General features: G+C 31.5%; 23 protein-coding genes. 18 read left to right on the top strand and 5 right to left on the bottom strand.

Features of this window, described 5'->3' with window-relative positions; genetic code table 11:
- Position 1: 1 nt before the first annotated feature.
- From FHS04_RS06275 to FHS04_RS06295, 5 genes are read right to left on the bottom strand one after another with little or no spacing between them, the layout of a single operon-like run.
- A complete protein-coding gene (locus tag FHS04_RS06275; RefSeq protein WP_106679089.1) occupies positions 2–355 on the bottom strand; it encodes a hypothetical protein in 354 nt (117 codons plus the stop codon).
- A gap of 32 nt (positions 356–387) precedes the next feature.
- Positions 388–837 carry a hypothetical protein gene (locus FHS04_RS06280; protein ID WP_106679087.1) on the bottom strand — a complete coding sequence of 150 codons (450 nt, stop codon included), beginning with the start codon at positions 835–837 and terminating at the stop codon, positions 388–390.
- Positions 838–841: 4 nt separating this feature from the next.
- Entirely contained in the window at positions 842–1315 is a 474-nt protein-coding gene (locus tag FHS04_RS06285) for a hypothetical protein (protein ID WP_106679084.1), read from the bottom strand.
- On the bottom strand, positions 1315–1899 hold the full coding sequence (locus tag FHS04_RS06290) for a response regulator transcription factor (RefSeq protein WP_106679082.1): 585 nt from the start codon (positions 1897–1899) through the stop codon (positions 1315–1317). Before FHS04_RS06290 ends, FHS04_RS06285 begins: the two co-directional genes overlap by 1 nt.
- Positions 1900–1952: 53 nt before the next feature.
- The gene (locus FHS04_RS06295) at positions 1953–2210 is read right to left on the bottom strand and encodes a hypothetical protein (protein ID WP_106679080.1); all 258 of its coding nucleotides are present in this window, start codon (positions 2208–2210) and stop codon (positions 1953–1955) included.
- Positions 2211–2326: 116 nt separating this feature from the next.
- On the opposite strand from FHS04_RS06295, the gene FHS04_RS06300 reads away from it, so the two are divergent.
- The 18 genes from FHS04_RS06300 (at position 2327) to FHS04_RS06385 (ending at position 21173) form a co-directional block, all read left to right on the top strand.
- Positions 2327–2785: a helix-turn-helix domain-containing protein gene (locus tag FHS04_RS06300; RefSeq protein ID WP_181256118.1), complete on the top strand. Its 459-nt coding sequence runs from the start codon at positions 2327–2329 to the stop codon at positions 2783–2785.
- A gap of 302 nt (positions 2786–3087) precedes the next feature.
- Positions 3088–4359 carry a site-specific integrase gene (locus tag FHS04_RS06305; protein WP_106679078.1) on the top strand — a complete coding sequence of 424 codons (1272 nt, stop codon included), beginning with the start codon at positions 3088–3090 and terminating at the stop codon, positions 4357–4359.
- Between the two features lie 87 nt (positions 4360–4446).
- Positions 4447–5301, top strand: a complete 855-nt coding sequence (locus FHS04_RS06310; RefSeq protein ID WP_221184960.1) for an RteC domain-containing protein — start codon at positions 4447–4449, stop codon at positions 5299–5301.
- Positions 5302–5523: 222 nt separating this feature from the next.
- Positions 5524–5796 (top strand): helix-turn-helix domain-containing protein, encoded by a 273-nt coding sequence (locus tag FHS04_RS06315; protein WP_106679077.1) that lies wholly within the window; start codon positions 5524–5526, stop codon positions 5794–5796.
- A gap of 9 nt (positions 5797–5805) precedes the next feature.
- Complete coding sequence (locus tag FHS04_RS06320; protein ID WP_106679076.1) at positions 5806–6504, top strand: hypothetical protein; 699 nt, start codon at positions 5806–5808, stop codon at positions 6502–6504.
- The gene (locus FHS04_RS06325) at positions 6501–7184 is read left to right on the top strand and encodes a P-loop NTPase family protein (RefSeq protein ID WP_106679075.1); all 684 of its coding nucleotides are present in this window, start codon (positions 6501–6503) and stop codon (positions 7182–7184) included. Before FHS04_RS06320 ends, FHS04_RS06325 begins: the two co-directional genes overlap by 4 nt.
- Positions 7185–7385: 201 nt before the next feature.
- Positions 7386–7649 carry a helix-turn-helix transcriptional regulator gene (locus FHS04_RS06330; protein WP_106679073.1) on the top strand — a complete coding sequence of 88 codons (264 nt, stop codon included), beginning with the start codon at positions 7386–7388 and terminating at the stop codon, positions 7647–7649.
- 3 nt (positions 7650–7652) lie between these two features.
- Entirely contained in the window at positions 7653–8924 is a 1272-nt protein-coding gene (locus FHS04_RS06335; protein WP_106679072.1) for a type II toxin-antitoxin system HipA family toxin, read from the top strand.
- Positions 8914–9909 carry a helix-turn-helix transcriptional regulator gene (locus tag FHS04_RS06340; protein ID WP_106679070.1) on the top strand — a complete coding sequence of 332 codons (996 nt, stop codon included), beginning with the start codon at positions 8914–8916 and terminating at the stop codon, positions 9907–9909. The genes FHS04_RS06335 and FHS04_RS06340 overlap by 11 nt, the downstream gene beginning before the upstream one ends.
- A gap of 62 nt (positions 9910–9971) precedes the next feature.
- Positions 9972–12461 carry an N-6 DNA methylase gene (locus FHS04_RS06345; protein ID WP_106679068.1) on the top strand — a complete coding sequence of 830 codons (2490 nt, stop codon included), beginning with the start codon at positions 9972–9974 and terminating at the stop codon, positions 12459–12461.
- Positions 12461–13642, top strand: coding sequence for a hypothetical protein (locus tag FHS04_RS06350; RefSeq protein WP_106679066.1), 1182 nt, complete (start codon positions 12461–12463; stop codon positions 13640–13642). The genes FHS04_RS06345 and FHS04_RS06350 overlap by 1 nt, the downstream gene beginning before the upstream one ends.
- A gap of 67 nt (positions 13643–13709) precedes the next feature.
- Positions 13710–14987 (top strand): DUF2130 domain-containing protein, encoded by a 1278-nt coding sequence (locus FHS04_RS06355; protein ID WP_106679064.1) that lies wholly within the window; start codon positions 13710–13712, stop codon positions 14985–14987.
- Positions 14988–15045: 58 nt separating this feature from the next.
- Positions 15046–15489 (top strand): hypothetical protein, encoded by a 444-nt coding sequence (locus FHS04_RS06360; protein ID WP_106679062.1) that lies wholly within the window; start codon positions 15046–15048, stop codon positions 15487–15489.
- Positions 15490–15594: 105 nt separating this feature from the next.
- Positions 15595–17229 (top strand): type I restriction-modification system subunit M, encoded by a 1635-nt coding sequence (locus FHS04_RS06365; RefSeq protein WP_106679060.1) that lies wholly within the window; start codon positions 15595–15597, stop codon positions 17227–17229.
- Positions 17226–18335, top strand: coding sequence for a restriction endonuclease subunit S (locus FHS04_RS06370; protein ID WP_106679058.1), 1110 nt, complete (start codon positions 17226–17228; stop codon positions 18333–18335). Before FHS04_RS06365 ends, FHS04_RS06370 begins: the two co-directional genes overlap by 4 nt.
- 1 nt (position 18336) lies before the next feature.
- Entirely contained in the window at positions 18337–18741 is a 405-nt protein-coding gene (locus tag FHS04_RS06375; RefSeq protein WP_106679056.1) for a hypothetical protein, read from the top strand.
- Positions 18742–18757: 16 nt separating this feature from the next.
- Positions 18758–19588, top strand: a complete 831-nt coding sequence (locus tag FHS04_RS06380; protein WP_106679054.1) for an EcsC family protein — start codon at positions 18758–18760, stop codon at positions 19586–19588.
- A gap of 31 nt (positions 19589–19619) precedes the next feature.
- On the top strand, positions 19620–21173 hold the full coding sequence (locus tag FHS04_RS06385; RefSeq protein WP_106679052.1) for a hypothetical protein: 1554 nt from the start codon (positions 19620–19622) through the stop codon (positions 21171–21173).

The following is a 21173-nucleotide window of genomic DNA, read 5'->3' on the forward strand; positions in this document are numbered from 1 at the left end:
GTTATTTTACAGGTGAAAGTTGTGTTTGAAAATTTGAAATACAGTTTTGTATTTCATTCATTAATTCTCTTGTCATTTTACCATTTGTAAACTCATCATGCTCTTTATATTTTGTTGAAGGAAAAAATATGGTAAAATGAAAATGAGATCCATTTTCTCGTGACCATCCAGATAGAGAACTGGAGTTTGCTTCGTGATTATTATGACCAAATGTTAAATAGGGATGAGACACAACTTCTAAAGCTTTTGGGTCAACTTTTAAACCTTCCCAAACTGATAAAGTATGTATTTGTGTTGCTATTGATTCTTTAAAGAATGGAACAGCGTCTTCTTTTAATCTGTATAAATCTTGCATCTTACTTTTTGTTTTTTAGTTTTTCAAAATAATTACCTACGGTTAAGTCTGCTGTTGATGATTGCTGGTTCAGCAATTGAGAAGGCGTTAAGTAATTGGTTAATTTTTTGTTGGATATGTTGTTGTTGCTGTTGGTAGATGCCTCTAAGCTCTTGTTTGCCTGTAATGGATTCATTTCTCTCAAGGAAAAATAATTGATTACCGATTTGCTTTTGCTGATGCTCATAATATTTGATTTTGTATAGCGATTCTAATTCTTTGCTGTTTTCCATACGGTGTAATGCTGCTAAAAGCAATATTGCATCGTGTTTGGTTGGATTGGTTTTTATTATGCTTTCAAAAGCATTATGTATGCATAGTTGGTGTTGATCTGCAATAGCTATTATTTTGAAGCTTGCAGTGTGTAATTTTTCTAAAGCATCTTCTTTATAAGTTTGATTTATTAATTGCAATGCTTCGCTGCCTTTATATGTTAATGTCATGATGTTAGTTGTTTTTAGTTATGAAAAGTTTTGTGTCTGGATCTAGTAAAAATTGACCTTGACTTGAAGTGCCACATTTTCCAATAACTAAAATCTGACCTTCGTCTACTGTTTGGTTTTTTATTGCAGATTCCCATGCTTCACCTTCAGCAACTGCTATTTTATAAGCAGTATATTTTTTAGCATTTTTTCTATTGGTAAATGAAAAAGTTTGATTTTCTTTTAAGTCTTTTGCTTCAATGGTTTTGATTAGAGTTTTATTTAAAACTTTATCTAATAATTTTATCTCTTTAAAATCAATTGGTAAACAGTTTACTTCATCAATTGTTACATCTAAAGTTTCTAGTTTATCTGTTTTAGAGTGATAAGTAAATTCAACTTCTAAAACTCCTTTTTTAAAGCGTCTGGTCCAATAATCACCATGTGAGTAAGATTTTATAAAATCAAAGCCTAATTTTTCTAGTTGATTTTCAGTCATTACTGTATAATTTTTTGGTTAATAGCTTTTCTAATTAGTCCGTTTTTAGATTGCACGTTAAATTTTTCGAAGAGTTTAGCTTTGTGTGTGTTTAAGGTGCTTTCGGTAATATTAAGTTCGTGTGCAATAATCTTGTCTGGTAAGTCGGTTGCTAATAATTGCACGATTTGGATTTGGCGCATGGTTAGAATATTACCATCTACAGTAATGTTTTTGGTTTTCCATTTTAAGCAATGACAATTATTACTGCACATAAAATTATCGTCACTTATAAACTCTCCAGTCTCAGAAAAGTCTGGTGTGCTATCTGCTGCACCGTAAATACAAAATGCAAATTGCTCTAACGCTTCTTTAGTTTTTAAGTGCGCTAAATCTTTTTGAGCTACATCGTCTTTTAAGTATTGATCTACGATTTGCTTTTTAATATTTTGTGGCAAGTCGTTAAATGGTTTATTGGTACCATTGTGTAAGATGTACACTTTACGTGTTTGTATACACCCAAAAAGCTCTGTGCTTTTATCACCAGGCATAACACCTGCAGGTAGTTGGTGTATTCGATTTAAAGTTGTAGATTTGTCTTTCATTAGTTAATCTTTTAAAGGTTAATTTATATTACCCAAAGTGACCGCTTTGGGTTTTATTTTTTTAAAATCTCTGCTTTTCTAAGTTTCTTTTTTGAAACTTTTATTTTTCGTTGCTCATAAACCTTTAGTATTGCATTTTCGATAGCTTCACATTCATTTAAGCCATTAAAAACGTGAGAAATATAAGCTCTAGAAAAAGGTTCTCCATTTTTATTAAACTGCTGATTTTCAGTTAAAACCTTTAAAACGTCCGTAGCGTAACGGTTTTTTAAAACACGCTTTAATTTTCTTCTTTCAGTTTTGCTAATCATAGAAATATGCTATTGATTTATGGTTTTTTGTTTCGTAGTTTTACTATTAATAAACTATTAGTTTGCTATTAATTTAAAGCAAATATAAGTTTCTTTTTTGAAACTTATGTTCTTTTTTGAAACTTTTTTTTATGAAAAATGAAAACCAAATAGCTGAAAGGCTTAACCAGTTAGTAAAATCAAAGGGTTATAGCACCAAAGAATTTGCAGAGCTTTGCGATACTACAGCGCCAAATATGTCTGGATATTTAAATGGAAAACGTCCTATAGGTATTAAAATACTAGATAAGATTAAAGAAGTTATACCAGAGCTTGATCTTAACTGGTTATTGTATAATGAAAGTGCTGAAGATTTAAATGCTTTACAAGAAGCTACTTCAACTTACCAAATACAAAACCATAGTGTTGATGATGCGATTAAAAAATTAATAGATCTGGAAACAAAGGTTATTAGTCATCGTATTAATCATCTAGAAGAAGATATTGCTTCTTTAAAATCTATATTAAAAGTAGATGATATGGACAGCGAGATGATAACAAAACTGAAGGAAATTATTAAAAAAGATACGCACTAACTACGCAACAAAATTTAAAACTTAGATTTTATAGGCATTGCCAAAGGATTGAATAATCCTGTCGAGGTCACTTTAAAGAGCTTAAACTCTTATCAAAACCACGTAATTCTTATGAATTACGTGGTTTTCTGGTTTTTAGAGCAACATTTAAAATGATATGAATTGCTTTAATATGTCAGTTATCCGTCAGTTAATTTTCAAAGTGTCAGTTCAACTGACGCTTTCACAAAAAGCGCTGAATGTATTGCTATAGTTGATTTGACTTTCGTCAAGACGATTTGTTTAATCTAAAGACGACAACTATGCGGTCAACACACACATTTTCAATTCTCTTTTGGGCAGACCAAAAGAACGCTATCAATGGCGAAGTATTAATCTACGCTAGAATAACTGTAGATAAAAAAAGAGCAAATATTAGTTTAAAAAGACGGGTACCTCAAAATCTTTGGGATCCAAAAAAGAAAAAACTCAAAGGTAATTCGCACCAAACTCAAAGCGCTAATCAGTATTTAGATCAGATTTACACACAACTCTTCCAGATTTACCAGGACCTTAAATTTAAAGGAGAGCTCATTACGGCTCAACTTATTAAAGCACAATACACAGGCGAAGCCGACAACAAAGGAAAATCACTTAAAAATATTTTTGAGTATCACAGTAAAAAAATCGCAAACACACTTGCTTCTGGCTCCATAAGAAACTTTGGCATTACAGAAAACTACGTATTTAAGTTTCTGGAGCAAAAAAGAAACACGACAGACATTTACCTCAACCAACTCAATTTTGAATTCTTAAGTCATTTTGAATTGTTTCTGTCTGAAGTTTGGCCAACTGGCCACCCAAAAGCATTAAGCAATAATACAAGAATGAAGCACATACAAAGACTCAGAAAAGTTGTTACCCTGGCTTATCACTTAGAGTGGATAGATAAAGATCCTTTTGTTAGATGGAAAATGACTTACGATAAAACAAACAGAGAATTTCTATCAGAGCAAGAATTAAAAAAACTCGAAAACAAGGCTTTCATTTCTGAACGATTAGATCGCGTTCGCGACCTATTCGTTTTTAGCTGCTACACTGGTATTAGCTATGTAGATATAATGAACTTAACACCCAATCATTTAGTCTTAGGTATAGACGGAGGTAATTGGATAATGACCAAAAGACAGAAAACCAACACAACAGTCAAAGTACCTCTATTAGGGCAAGCTTTAGATATCGTAAATAAATACAAAGATCATCCGGTAACAGCAGTTAATAATTCATTGCTTCCAGTACTCACAAACGAAAAACTCAATATGTTTCTTAAAGAAGTAGCCAATTTTGTAGGTATTAATAAGAATCTAACCTTTCATATGGCACGACATACATTTGCAACGACTGTAACGCTTTCTAACGGCGTTCCTATTGAAACGGTTTCCAAACTTTTAGGTCATTCAAAAATCGCAACAACTCAAATTTATGCTCGTGTACTTGAAAATAAAGTAAGTGCAGATATGAACGCCTTAAAAAACGTTTTACTCAATAAATCAAAAGACAGCACAGTTGCAAAAAACTCAAAAGCAAGCAGTTAAGTTTTTACAAGAACCTACTTCCCTCACTCCTATTTTGAAATTTTAAACGTGTTGTATAGCTTAATGGATAAATTTTAAATCCAACCTATGCAACACATTTCCCAAATCATTGAACGTTACAAAAAAGAAATCATTAAGATAGAAGAATCTAATCTAAGAAATCTATCTGTTCTTAACGATGGTCTCAACCTTTCAGTACAGACATTAAATAAATTAAGAAAACAATTAAGGACCAAAAACAACATCTTCACTCAAGAAGAAGAAATATCTTTTTTCAAATATGATAAACCGTTTATCAATGGACGAATAAAATTCTTTTCAAAAGTTAGACGATTTATTGCTGAAAAACCTAACGCGAGTATTACTAAACAAATCAAATATGTTCATTCTGCAATAGACAAACTAGAAAAACATAAAATGCGAAATCTTGAATTCTTCCAATATACCAGGCAATGTAATAACACACTAGACCATATATATTTTGTTCGCGGTAAAGACAATATTGACTTTCCTGTTGATACCTCTCATTATTTTACAGATCCAGAATTTTCTACCAGTCACGACAATCTTGCTGCGCAAGTAATTGGTTATGATCTACTCTCAAACTATTACGATCTTGAATTAGAATACCTCAACAAAAAGAAAGACAACATAATTATTGAAGAAGTCAGTCCAGCCATTTTAAATGGCTTGTCCTGGACAGCTTCTAAAACTGATTTAGTAGAAATTATTTATGCACTACATAGCGCAGGAGCCATTAGAAACGGACAAGCTGAATTAAGCAAAATGGCCGAAGTCTGCGCGACACTATTTGATTTAAACCTAAACAATTTCTATAAAACCTATGCAGAAATTAAGAATCGCGAGAAAGACACCACAAAATTTTTAGACCATTTAAAACGCAGTCTAGAAAAACGCATAGACCTTGACAATGCTAAGTGAACTCAAAATAAATGCTCATTTTTTACAACGTGATAAATGTTAAATTATCTCGGTACTACCGAACATATACCGAATAAAAAATTATAAATCTTACCAGTTTTGTAAAACGAAAGTCAAATTAACGTAAGTGCTATCATTAAGAGCTAAGCTCGATATGATAGTACTTTAAGTTATCCCGTACTTGATACGGGACCTTATTATTAACCTTTAATTGTTTTACAAATGCCTACATCAATTCTTACCACAGACGATCTTTACGATTTTAAACTAGAACTTCTTAGAGAACTCAAAAAACTTCTACAAGAAAAAACTCCAACAACTATCAAAAAATACCTAAAGTCCGCAGAGGTGATGGAAATGCTCCAAATCAGTCCCGGAACCTTACAAAACTTAAGAATCAACGGCACACTACCCTACACAAAAATTGGTGGTATTATTCTATACGAGTACGAAGAAATACTTCGTATTCTTCAAGAAAACAAAGTTGCTTCTTAAAATGAAACAATGGCAGACGTTAATTACATCAAACACCTCAACGCGATATTTGCTTTGTTCCAAAAAGATTCCAGACTCAACCCTACACACATTAGTCTATATTTAGCATTCTTTCAAATATGGAACCATAATCGCTTTCGCGAAAGCTTCCACGTAAACCGAGAAGATGTAATGCAATTGTCTAAAATAGGTTCAAAATCAACCTATCATAGATGCACCAAACAATTGCACCACTACAAATATCTCATTTATTTGCCATCGCACAATCCGTTTAAAGGTTCTGTAATCAAGATGCTCAAATTCGAGACAACCTCTGAACAAGCTCTAGACTTAGGTGTGCCAAATCAAGGACAAGCACTGGTACCTTCTAATAAACAGTATAAACAAATAAAAAACAGTTATAAACTGGAGCTTCCAAAAAATGAATTAGAAGTTTTAGATTTTTTCAAAAAAGAAAACTGGCCTCAATTAGAAGCACAAAAATTCTACAACCATTACCAAGCCAATGGCTGGAAAATAGGTGGTAAAATAAAAATGGAAAATTGGCACGCTTCCGCTAAAAATTGGATGCTCAAGCATATGGAAATATCAGTTCGAGCAGGTCATATCGAGCGCAGTCGAGATGCGAAAACAAATAACAAACAGCAGTCCCAAATCAGAGACAACCTACACACAATTAGAAACAAAGATTATAATCAACCGCTATGAAGCAATCAGAAACAATATTTAATCCAAAGGCACCACACATACTTATTGAAGGCGCCACACAGTTTGAATTAGGTAGTTTTAATGGCAAAGCTATCAATTACGATTTCCCCAAGATACTTAACTATCTAGATGCAAAAGGAAAATTGTGCTTTGGCAAGAATTTCAAAATATACAAAGAGGACCACGAGTTATTACTTAAGCTTGCAAGCTACTTCATTCAGGATCACGAGTATTGTAAGAAACTAAATATTGACACTAAAAAAGGCATACTCTTATCTGGTCCAGTAGGCTGTGGCAAAACGACACTAATGCGTCTATTACCTCATCTTGTTCCTCATAAAAAAGCTTACAATTTTATTCCGTGTCGCAATATCGTTTTTGGTTTTAATGGTATAGGGTTCAAAATGATTGAAGATTATACCGATAATAAAGCATACTGCTTTGATGATTTAGGCGTTGAGCACATTGGAAGGCATTACGGTAAAGATTGCAATGTAATGGGCGAAATTCTCATATCACGTTATGAAGTATTTCGTCAAAAACAAGTTTTGACGCATATAACAACAAATCTTAATGCAGAAGAACTTCAAGAGAAGTACGGCGAGCGTATTAGGTCACGGATGCGCGAAATGTTCAATTTGATAAGTTTTCCAGCAAATTGTAGAGATAAACGTGGCTGAATATTTACATATAATTATTCTTAAATAGATACCAGAAACAACATACAACACCGACACAACACCGATAAATCTCTGTTAAAAATTAGAGCATTCATAAAACTTCTTAAAACAACAAACAAAACTATCTCTTATTAAAATTTACCAATAAATTGGTTATTTCAATATAAAAACACTATATTTAACCAATATAATGGTAGTAAAATGTTAGACATTGTAACAATAAAAGATATAAAAGTTAAGATTGGCGAGGCTTGTAAGGCGCTTCGTAAATCAAACGATCTGTCCCGTGAAGATTTAGCTGAAGCTCTAGAAGTCTCTAGCACGACTATTCAAAATATCGAAAACGGAAAAAATGCGACACTCGATAATGTATTAAAAGTAGCAAATCATTTCGGGTTATTACAATCTATTTCTAAAGAATTAGATAGCACCATAACTAACCAAAACGACATCTCACTGTATTAATAAATGGCTAGAGACAAGATAATAGATGTAATGGCTTTTGGGCTAGAAATAGGAAAACTAGGCTACGATGTAGATAAAGGAAAATCCTTTTTTCAATACAATCCTGAATTCTTAGATTCGGGAAAGTATTCAAAACTATTCCCATTTATTTTCAAAAGCATAAAACAAGTACAGGTATTCACAGAATACCAAAAAGATACTTTTCAGGGCTTACCGCCTATGATTGCCGACTCCCTTCCTGACACCTTTGGTAACATTATTTTTCAGGAATGGTTAACTGCTAGAGGAATTCAAAAGGTAACACCTCTAGAGCAACTCGCATATGTCGCAGATCGTGGTATGGGTGCGCTAGAATATAAACCAGTAAGGCAATTACCTAAGTCATCTTCAGTAAATATCGATGAGGTAATTACCATTTTAGAAAAAGTACTCAAACTAAAAGAAGATACTACAGGTGAAGACCTCAGCGAATTATCATTACTCAATGTATTCAAAATTGGGACTTCTGCTGGCGGTGCTAGACCTAAAATCCTGATTTCAGAACATAAAGAAACTGGCGCTATTATCGCTGGAGATAGAGAGATTAGCGAAGACTACAATCACTTTTTAGTAAAGCTTCATATAGATGATAGCGATGGTTATAATAAAGAAAAAGTAGAATATGCTTATTATTTGTTAGCTCAAGATGCTGGCATAAATATGATGCCATCTAAACTTATTGAAAACAAGCATTTTGCTACACTTAGATATGATAGACAAAACGGAGAAAAACAGCACGTGCTTACAGTAACCGGTTTAACAGGTTGGGACTTTAAAAATCAACCAGAAAACTCATCTTATGAAAATGTTTTTAAAGTTGCTATAAGTCTAGAAGTGCCGCATAAAGATATACAGCAACTATTCAAACGTATGGTGTTTAATCTCATCTTCAAGAATGTAGACGACCATTTAAAAAATCATAGTTTTATTTATAGCAAAGAAGACAACAGTTGGAATTTAGGGCCTGCATACGATATAACCTATGCGCTCAATCCATTGTTTACTTTCAAATCAACGTCTAGAGCTTTATCCATAAATGGTAAACGTACAAATATTACAATAAAAGACATTTTAACCATTGCCGAGGAGTTTGCTATTAAAAACCCTAGAGGCATTATAGATGAAGTCCAAACATTAATTCCTCGATGGTCAACCCTTGCTACTGAGTTAGAAATACCTGAAAATATTATTAAAGCAATCCAAAAAGAAATAAAGGAAATAGAATATGGCAAATAGCACACATGCACATTTGAGATATAATATTTTAGACCATTGCTTCCGTTATAAGTCTTATGGTTTTGAAGAATTATTAAAGGCAGTCAATGAAGGTATTGAAGAGCTATATCCAGGGGAAAGTATTTCAGAAAGAACTTTACGTGAAGACATTAAAGTTTTCAGAGATAAGAAAGACGGATTTGGTGCACCGCTTCCTGACGGTAAAAGAACATACACTTATTCTGATGATGATTTTACCATCGCAAAACGACCTTTACAAAAATACGAGCAATACTTACTTGAAGCCGCACAGCAGCTATTATCAAGATTTGAAAGCCATCCTAAGTATAACAAACTGGCAGAAGCCTTAATTAAGTTCCAAGATGAAGAAGAACAAGAAAACGATGCTAAAAAAATCTTGTTTTACGATCATAACGAAGAATACAAAGGTATAAACCATCTTAAACCATTGTATCTAGCTATAAAGAAAAAACAAGTTTTACAGGTAGTTTATAAAGGCTTTAAAGATAAAGAATCATCAGTTTTTGAATTTCATCCACATATTTTAAAACAATATAATAGACGGTGGTTTGTTTTTGGATATAATAAAACTAAAGATATTAAAGCATGGAGTATTCCACTAGATGAAAGGCTTATCAGTTTCGAAACACTTGAAGATGTCAATTATTTAGATTCAGACAAAGATTGGGAATTGTTTTTCAGAACTATGGTTGGTGTAACGAGAATAAACGAAAATATAGTAAGAGTAGTTCTTCGTTTCTATAATGGAAGGGAAAATTATTTTAAAACAAAACCATTTCAACCAGATTATGAAGAATTTTTTGAAGATGATAAACAGGATCAGGTCTGGTTTGAAACCATAATAAATAAAGAGTTAGTCCAGCAACTATTATCATACGGTAAGGATGTAGAGGTGCTAGAGCCAGAATCATTAAAAAAACAGATGAAAGAGCATTCAAAAGCAATGCAACAATTTTATGAATAGTAATGTGCAATTACTTCGCATAATTAGATTGTTTATTTGCATAATTGAATTTAAAGAAGTTTATGAGAGAAGATAATAATAGGAATATAGAAGTTGTTGAACATATCAGTAATCAGATATGGAGTTGTGTAGATATTTTACGCAGTTCTGTGATAGATGAAAATTTATTAGTTATTCTATATCTCATTTCTGCATATAAAGATGGTTTAATTAAAAACCTAAATGATACTGAACCTTACAATATTCTTTCTGATTTTAGAAATGAAATTGCTCATGATTCATACTATTCTAAACTTGATGCAGTTTATCGTCCAATAATAGATAATCTCTTTTTTGAAACACTTAATGCGTTGTTTTATCATTTCTCTTTAATAAATCGAAGAGATTTGGATCAGAATTTCCCAGAGATATTTGAATATATACTTAAAAAACTAGTTGACTTTCAAGGTAAGCGTTCAGGAGAGTTTATACAGCCCAAAGAAATAAGTAAATTAATCATTGAGTTAGCTGATATTCATAGGAATGCAAATGTTTATAATCCTTTTGCTGGTCTAGCCTCTTTTGGTGTTTGCCTTAATACTCGAGAATATCATGGACAAGAAATAAACACATTCACTTGGGCAATCGGACAGTTAAGACTTAGGGCTCATAATAAAGGATATGGTTTTAGTTACGAGTTAAGTGATTCTATCAAAAATTGGGATAATTCTCAAAAATTCGACCTTATTGTTGCCACACCACCATTCAAGATGCGTCTTAAAAGACCTTTTTATTCAGATGTAATTAATGATAATTATAAAGATGTCGAAAGTTTTCTAATCGATAAAGGAATTCATTCTTTAAATAATAACGGAAAACTTATTACTGTATTTTCGCTTTCCTTTCTTTTTAGTGTTGGTCGTTTAACTAAACTAAAAAAATGGTTAATAGATAATGATCTTATTGATACTATAATTACACTACCTTCTGGTTTACTTTCAAATACAAGTATTCCAGTTTGCATAATAATATTTAAAACAATTTCCTCAAGACCAGGATATGTGAAATTTATAGATGCGTCTAGTTTCTTTGTTAAAAATGGTCCAAATAAACTATTAAAAGATAAAGAGCTTGTTGAACTTATTCATGAAGATATAGAAAACGAATTTCTTAAATATGTAACAACTGATGATATTTATAAAAATGATTTTGATTTATCTGTTGGAAGATATTTTTTGAAAGATATTGAAGGAACAAGGTTTTCCGAGTTTTCTTCTATTATTAGAGGATTAAGAGCACCTATCAATGAACACATGAAACAAGTCCAAATAAGAAATCTAAAGGATGATGTTTTTGATAGCGTATTAACTACTAATGAATTAGAAAACACACTTATAAAGAGAGAAACATTTAGGATTATTGATGAATCTTGCTTGTTAATCGCAATAAGATGGAACACACTAAAACCTACGTATTTCAGTTACACAGGAGACCCAATAGTCATACCTAGTGCTATATTGGCATTAAAACTAGATGAAAGTGTTGTTGATCCAACTTTTTTAATAAATGAGTTTTCTGCAGATTATGTAAAAGAACAACTAAATAGCTATAGAGTTGGTTCTGTGCGACCAATGCTAAGAATAAAAGATTTAGAAAATATCAAATTCCAATTGCCTTCTATGCAAGAGCAAAAGGCAAAAGTTAGCGGAATCATAGAGCTTTCTAAAAGACTTAAAAAGATTGAATCCGAAAAAGAAAATATACTAAGTGGTGTTCATAAAGAGGCAACCGAAAGTTCTACATCTTTAAGTCATATACTAGGTAAACCTTTACTAAGTATAGGGTCTTCTATAGAAATTATACAAAATGCCTTATCTAATTTGGATCCAGATTGGAAAAGTCATTTAATTAGTCAAAAAAGACAATTTACATTAGTTGATGCTTTCGATTCTATAACTAAAAATGTTAAATATATACAGGAACTGGCCGATAAAAATACTTCCTTAGTAAGTGTATCAAATTTTGAACTAACTGAACTTCACTTCCTCAAATTTTTATCAGAATTTGTTAAAGACGAGAAGAAAAGTTTGAAGAGTAACATAAGTCTTAAACTAGATATACATGAGGATATTAAAGATTTAATGGATAATCAAGTTTTAATTAAAGGAAATTCTCAAAAGCTAAGAATTTTATTGATTAATTTATTGGATAATGCTAAAAACCATGCATTTACAGATAAAGAGAAGTCAAATAAAATTAATATTGAGATTTTACCATTTACAAACAATGAGGAGGAAGCTTCTTACTTTAATTATGATATAGATGGTAAAAAATCTTATGTTGAAGTTAAAGTCTCAAATACCGGATCACCTTTTCCAAAAGACTTTACATTAGAAGATTATGTGCGTAAAAATTTTGCAGCTGGAAAAACTCGTAATAGAGGATTAGGAGGTTATGAAGTCTATGAAATACTTAAAGCTCATAATGAAGGAAAAAGTGCTTTGAACATAATCTCTAACAAAGAAGATGCGGAATACACCACAACAGTTTCTTTTATAATACCTATAATATAATGAGTAAGACATATAACATACTTTGGATTGATGATGAGTATGATCATCCTGAAATGGAGACTTTTATGATTCAAGCAGAAACTCTTGGAATCATTCTTCATGGGTTTAGTAATTTTAAAGAAGGTTTTGCATATTTAAATGATAATCTTAATCATTATGATGCGATCTTGTTAGATGCTTTATTTTTAGAAAATGAAAACTCTGAAACAGTTAACAAAAAAGGCTTAGGTGCCTCAATAGCGAAAATACATGAATTAAAAAGTAAAAAGGTTTTCCCATTTTTTGTTTTATCAGGCCAACCAACCTTTACCGAAAAGGAAAATGACATTTTGGAAGCTAATAATTTAAAATGTTATAACAAGAAGAATCCGGAAGATGTAAAAGAGTTGTTGCATGATATTAAAGCTGAATCTGATATGCAAACAGACCTTCAAATAAAACACGAGAATCAATTACTATTTGAAATATTAAATGAATATCCTAATTCTGCAAGAGATACCTTCATAGCAATTTTTAGAGGTCTTAAAGGTTTTGATAATCATTTTGATGATCAATTATATTTTACGCAATTAAGAATAATCCTTGAAACATTATTTCGAAAAGCGAATGCTTGTGGTTTGTTACATGATAAATGCGTTCAAGTTAATGGCAATCAGGTAAATTTAACAGAATCATGTCTTTTCTTATCTGGTCAAGATACAAATCACCTCAAAGTAACGTGCTCAGTTACGCATTTCCCAAAATTAATCGCAAATAATGTTAAAAACATAATTCATACAACAGGAGCTGCATCTCATACTTCTGTTGTTGATATTACTGAAAATATACATATTCAAGCATACCGTAGAGATGTAAACACACCGTATTTATTGTATTCATTAGCACTGCAGTTAATGGATGTGCTAATTTGGTTTCATAAATATATGAAGTCGAATAATAATATAGCAATTAACAAATCATATTGGCAAGATATAGAATATGATGGAAATGGAAATAAATTTGAAACAGCTAAAATAGTAAATGTAGCAGCAAATGGTTGGGCTTCTGTTCTAATAAATAACAGTACCAAAAGCATAAGCGTTTATAAAGGTGATGTAACTAACCTTAATCTTAATACCGGAGATTTAATTAAGTTTACTGTTAAAGATTCTTCTCAAGCTCAAAATATAACCAAGTTGTAAATCTCTGCAATTACCCTGCATACATAAAAACTATATTTGTAGTGTTATTAATCAAAATCAAAAAAAAATGAGTGAGAATACAAGTGTAAAATGTCCAAACTGTCAAGAAGTATTTAAAGTAGACGATTCAGTGTATACTGATATTGTAAAGCAAGTTAGAGACCAGCAGTTTCAAGACGAAATTAACAACCGTTTAGAAATTGCTGAAAAGCAAAAGGCAGATGCGCTTCAATTAAAAGAGTCTCAATTACAAAACGACTTTCAACAAAAATTAGCTGAAAAGCAACGTGAAATAGATACCCTACGTGAAAAAAGCAAAACCGAGCTTATTCAAGAAGTATCAAAAAAAGACAGCACTATAAAAGACCTTCAGTCAAAGTTAGCACAAGCAGAAACGCAAAAACAGTTAGAACTGCAACAAGCTGTAAATGCATTAGAAAAAGAAAAAGATAAGCTCGAAAACAATCTTAAAGTAAAAGATACTGAAAAAGAGCTGCTAGAAAAATCATTAAAAGACGATTTTAGAAGAGAATTAGAAACTAAAGACCAAGTCATCAAATATAGAGATGAAGAAATAGAACGTTTAAAAGACTTTAAACAAAAACAATCTACCAAAATGTTGGGAGAAAATTTAGAACAACATTGCGAAAACAGTTTCAACCAGCTAAGAGCAACAGGTTTCCAGAACGCCTATTTCGAAAAAGACAATGATGCTTCTGGTGGCACAAAAGGTGATTACATTTTCAAAGAAGAAGATGAGAATGGTAATGAGATTGTATCAATCATGTTTGAGATGAAAAATGAAAATGACGAAACTGCTACCAAAAAGAAAAACGAAGATTTCTTTGCCAAACTTGATAAAGACAGAAAAGCTAAAAACTGCGAATATGCTGTTTTGGTTTCTATGTTAGAAGCAGATAGTGATTACTACAATACAGGTATTGTAGATGTATCTCATAAATACCCTAAAATGTTTGTAGTACGTCCTCAGTTTTTCATACAAATCATTACCATATTAAGAAATTCTGGAATGAAATCTTTAGAGTACAAGCAAGAGCTAAATATCATGCGAAATCAAAACATTGATATTACAAACTTTGAAGATAAAATTGAGGAATTTAAAACCGGTTTTGCTCGTAATTATGATTTAGCTAGTCGTAAGTTTATGACTGCTATTAGTGAAATCGATAAAACTATTTCTCATCTTGAAAAAACGAAAGCTGCTTTATTATCGTCAGAAAACAACTTACGTTTAGCAAATAACAAAGCAGAGGATTTAACCATCAAAAGGTTAACCTACAACAACCCAACCATGAAAGAAAAGTTTAAGGATTTAATTAAATAATACTATAGTATTCACGCTTATACTACATATTATTAATACTTAACAAATATATAAATAAATGAAATTAGGAGATATTATAGATAACCACATCTATCCACATATTATAAGCGAATTTTGTGCGGTTTTTGACATAGACCTTTTTGATAAAAAATATTTAAAAACACCACAAAATAAAGACCTTCAAAGAGGTAGAATTGTAGAAATAGAATTTGAGCTACTATTTAAAAAGTACCAAAAACAGATTGAGTATTATCAGAAGGAAAAATACGAATGGAAAACACCCATAGAAGTGGCTGCATTATTACAATTAGATATTGACGATGTCTTAGATTTTTTTAATGATAATGTTTCTATTTTTAAAGACAGTGATATTTTAGAAAAAGGGACTCAAAGAACTATTGAGGCCTCAACTAGAATAAAAGCAATTTCGAGATATTTTATTCATAAAGAAATACAAAGTAAAAAAAGAATGCAACTGATTAATAAATACATGGCGTTATGATCACAGGAAAAATTTAATCTCTTGAATAACCATAAACTATTTATGGTTTTCCATAAAATTAATAGAAATCAAACCAATATCTTTAAAAAATAAAGAAACCAATCCATGATCACCGGAGAAATAAAATCACAAATAGACCAAATCTGGAACACCTTCTGGACAGGTGGTATATCCAACACCATAACCATCGTAGAGCAGTTAACCTATCTCATCTTTATCAAAGATTTAGACGAGACCGAAACGCGTAACGAGCGTATGGCAAAACGTTTAAACAAAGAGTTTACACCAATATTTGGCGAAAACCAACAAGATTTCCGTTGGAAAAACCTTAAAGAAATGGACGTACAAGCACGTCACAACATTTTCAACAATTCTGTAGATGGTATTTTCCCATTCATTCGCAGTTTAGGTAGCGAGAAAAGTTTATTTTCTACCTACATGAAAGACGCCTCTTTTGGTATTAACAAAGCAAGTACGCTAGACCAGGTCATGGAAAAACTAGAGCGTCTAGATATGAGCAACCAAGACATCAAGGGTGATATTTACGAGTACCTCTTGTCTAAGCTAGAAGGTGGTGGTACTGCAGGTCAGTTCCGTACACCACGCCATATCATTAAGTTAATGGTAGAAATGATGCAGCCAACACTAGAAGACACCATTTGCGACCCATCTGTAGGTACTGCAGGTTTTCTAGTAGCAGCAAAAGAATACATAGATAAGCATTACAGTATCACCGATTTAGACAAACACAGCGAGCATATTAACAAACACATGTTTAACGGTACCGAGTTTGATGCTACCATGCTGCGCATTGCCAGTATGAACCTCTTTTTACACGGTGTAGAAGAACCTAATATTATAGATGTAGATGCCGTAAGTAAAGACAATACCATAAGCGATGCGTATACACTAATCTTAGCAAATCCACCGTTTAAAGGCACAATAGACAAAGAAAGCATTGCACCAGGATTAAGCAATGTCACTAAAACCACTAAAACCGAGCTACTCTTTTTAGCCTTAATGTTACGCCAGCTGAAGAAAGGTGGTCGTGCTGCGGTAATTGTACCAGATGGAGTGCTGTTTGGTAGTGGTAAAGCTTTTAAAAGCATCCGTAGTGAGATTGTTAAAAACCACAAGCTAGATGGTGTTATTTCTTTGCCTAGTGGTGTGTTTCAACCCTATTCTGGAGTAAGCACTGCCATTTTACTGTTTACCAAAACAGATAATGGCGGTACAGACAAGGTGTGGTTTTACGATATGAAAGCCGATGGCAAAAGCCTAGACCAAAAACGTAACCTTATTGTAGATGAAGACGTGTTTAACGAGTTTGCATTTGCTAAAGACCTTACACCAGAAAAACTAGCGCAATTAGCACAAGCACACGATAATTTTAACCTACCACAAGTGCTAGATCATTACCGCTACCTTAAAAGCGACTATTTTGCCAAAATGCACGATGCCAATGGCGAAGTATTACATGTAAAAGATGTACCAAGCAATCTAGGTTTTGATAACTTTTTAGATGGTACTTGTACACATGATTATAATGACCGTACTAGCCAAAGTTTTTTAGTACCTGTAAAAGAGATTGAAGACAACGATTGGGATTTATCCATTAACCGCTACAAAGAAATAGTATATGAAGAAGTCGAATATGATGCGCCAGAGGTGATTTTGAAAAGAATAAGTGCGCTTTCTGAAGAAAGACAGGAATTAATCAACCAATTAATAAAACTATGAATATTGTAAAAGCTGGTGATATTTTAAAAATTAAAACAGGTAGGTATGATGCAAATCATGGTGTAGCTGATGGTAAATATACCTTTTTTACTTGTGCTGATATTCCAAGTAAAGCTAATACATTTTCTTTTGATGATGAGGTACTTATCTTACCTGGTAATGGTGCGAACGTAGGTAATGTATATCATTATAAAGGAAAGTTAGAAGCTTATCAAAGAACGTATGTGCTTTATGATATTGATGCTTATCCTAAATTCTTATATTACTATTTTTCAAAATATTGGATTCGGCAAATAACTAAAAGACAAGTTGGTTCCGCAACAAATTATATTAAAATGGATGATATAGTTTCGTTTAAAATCCCACTACCACCACTAACCACCCAAAAGCGCATAGCCCAAATACTAGATAACGCAGCAGCCTTACGCGATAAAACCCAGCAACTACTTACAGAGTACGACCAACTGGCTCAAAGCATCTTTTTGGAGATGTTTGGGGATCCGGTTATTAATCCGAAGGGTTGGGAAAATGAATCTATTGATGTTATAAGCAGGAAAATACAAATAGGTCCTTTTGGGTCTCAGCTTCATCAATCTGACTATAAGGAGTTTGGGTACGATTTAGTTAATCCAACAGATATTAATGAAGGAAAGATTGATTTAGTTAATTGTCGTAAAATTGGTGTTTCAAAATTTGACTCTTTGCCTAATTACCACTTGGAAATAGGTGACTTAATTATGGCTCGAAGAGGAGATTTAAGCAAGATTGCAATTGTTCAAAATGAAAACCTCTTTTGTGGAACTGGAAGTTTATACATTAGGTTTAATGAACAAGTAAATTCTATGTATGCTTTTTATGTATTAAATCATAAATCATCAATTTCTAAATTATATGAAAAAGCAAGAGGAATAACAATGGCTAATTTGAACAAGAAAATTATAAAGGAATTTAAAATTCCTGTTCCAACCTTAAACCTACAAAACCAATTCGCAGAGAAAATAGGGTTAATAGAGCAGCAAAAAGCACTTGTCAAACAAGAGCTACAACAAACCGAAGATTTGTTTAATTGCTTATTGCAAAAAGCCTTTAAAGGTGAGTTGGTGTAAGATGTCTATACCTAAAAACATATCATTTTTTAAAGCCTATAGGACAAGTTTATTACAAAAGCTATATACCGATGATAAAAATATAAGTATTGGTAGAGTCCGTTTTACCAAACCTCCTTATGAAGGTCTGGATTTAAAATTATGGAAAGATAGAATTTATATTGAATATAATAAATATAATGACTTTAAAGTAAGTGAAGAAACTAGAGATAAATTAGAGCTTTTGAGAGATAAAATGTTGGATGTTTTCACTTGTGCCATTTGGCAAAGAGGTGTAGTAATAAATATTTTAAATAAAGATAATTTTCCTGACACCAAGATAGGTATGAAGCTCAGAGCAGATTATTATGTTTTAATAGCAGATATGTGTTTGAGATGTTTTATTCATAATGAAAATAAATTTTAGATATTAAAATACTATCATGGAAAACAGCATAATGGAATATAACGATGTTCTTTTATTAAAAGAAGCTAAGCAAAAAATGCAAGATATTAGCTGGGCAATGAAAGGGTTAAACCTAGCAGCTTCGACAGTGAGTTTTACAACAGATACAGTTAAAAACCAAGCAAAGAATTGGTTGTCAAAAAAGTATCAAGTTAAAGTAGATAAGGTAATAAACAAGGTAGAACTATCTGTAGAAAAAGCATTACACAAGTTAATTAAGGCGAACTTAAAAACTATAAAAACAAAAAAAAAATTTAAGAAGCCTTCAAAAAAAACTTATAGGTTACTAACAACAACAAGTGGAGCAGCAAGTGGTTTTTTTGGTTCTACAACAGGATTTGGCACATTAATTTTTACCTCAGAATTTACTCTTACAACAAAGTTTATGTTGCGTAGTATTATGGACATAGCAAGAAGTCATGGAGAAGATTTATACGATTTAGAAACACAAAAAGCCTGTTTTGAGGTGTTTGCTTTAGGTGGTGAGTCAAAGTCAGACGATGATTTAGATATAGCTTATTATTCCTCACGAGTTGCTCTTAACCAAGGTTTAGATAAGGTTACTGCAGAAGGTCTTAAAAAATTAGTAGGTTATATTTCTAAACGATTAAGTGTAGTAATTACAGAAAAGTTTTTAGCTCAGGCAATTCCTTTAGTTGGTGCAATTGGTGGTGGCACTATTAATCTTGCATTTATAAGTCATTATCAAAAAATGGCAGAAGCACATTTTACAATAAGAAGTTTAGAGCGTAAATATGGGAAAACTATTGTAGAATCCACCTACACTACAATTTTAATAAATCAATAGTTAATGAATATAGTTTATTAATTAATTAACCATGAAGCCATATCACAATTACACATGCAAACAACTTATAGATATAATTACAACTGGTAATATATCTGATGATTTAAAAATAACTGATGTTTGCGACATGGCTTTTAAAAAAATAACTATTGAACAAGAAGGGGTTAAACTGGTAAGAGTATTACGAAAGGATAAATTATATGATCTAGCTAATAAATATCATGAAAAATTAAAAAATAAGTTTCCAAACTCTAACGCTCTAAAAAATGAAGCACTGTGGCTTAAATTTTCAAGTGAAGTATGTAATAAAGATAATTCAGAATTTGAAGTAGATGCAGATTTTATATTAAATAATTCTAGTCAAAATGACCCTATTTCCAAGCTTGTATATGAAGTTACAGCATTAGTGGTTATATCAATACTAATTAGTCAACAAGAATATAGTCAAGCTTATAAATGGACAACAAGATTAAACCCAACAAAACTAAGTGATAAAGGTCGACAAGGTAACAATGAGTTATTTTATCCATCCAATAAACAACAGTATTATACTTATAAAGCGACAATTTTAATAGAAACAAACAAAATAAAATTTTATATAAATTGGGTGTATGAGCATTTAAAATTTTCAGATGAAAAACGTATTGAGTTTGTTGAATATATTATAAAAATAATTACATATACAAGAGATGATCACTCTACATATATTAGTAAGAATAAATTAAGTAATATACTTTACTTGTTAGATTTAGACCTTATAAGCAAGGCTTCATATTTGGCTAAAACGGTAAATCAGCCAAACGCACTATTACTTAGTGAATTAAGTCAGTATATATATTGCCCAGTTAGTTTCTCTATAAATAAGACATATAATATTCCAACTTTAAAACCTATGGATTCATCAGTTATCTGGATGGGGAATAAAGATGGTTTTTATGATCGCTATTTAAAATATCAGAAAAACAAGGATATTTTAGCCGCTTTTAAAAATCATGAGGTTGTAGATTCAGTTGAATTAACAGCTAGAGATATTCAAATTTTCGAGAATTTATTTAAAGGCAAACTAATTATAAACAATTATTTTGATACTACTAATAGATCATTTAATAGTGATAATAAAAAATTAAGAGGTGCACCAGATTATATAGTTCAATTAAATGATGGTAAACGCGTATTAATTCAAGAAAAATTCTCTTCTGTTAGTTCTACTAATGCTTCAAAAGTTTATAATTCAGATATTATAGAAACAGAAGCTTATTTAACTAAATTTAAAAATTTAAATGTAGATTATGCTTATTTTATTAATTGGATTTGGTCGATATATAAATTAGATGACGATGTTGGGTTTCAAGGAGCTATGATTCGTTATGTTAAAAAAGTAGATATACATTTAATCAAAATAAAAGAAGCCAGAGAACAATTTGTTGATAAGGAATCAGAAAAAATAAATAGTTTGAAATCTGGTAATCATTTAAATGTTAAAAATGTTAGTTTTCCGAGTAGATGTCTAAACTGTAGTGTTTATATTTACTGCGAACATAAATCCGGAACAAAAAACACTCTTAGGTTTCCTTATAATGACTAG

This window comes from Mesoflavibacter zeaxanthinifaciens subsp. sabulilitoris (assembly GCF_014191595.1).
Taxonomy (GTDB): Bacteria; Bacteroidota; Bacteroidia; order Flavobacteriales; family Flavobacteriaceae; genus Mesoflavibacter; species Mesoflavibacter zeaxanthinifaciens.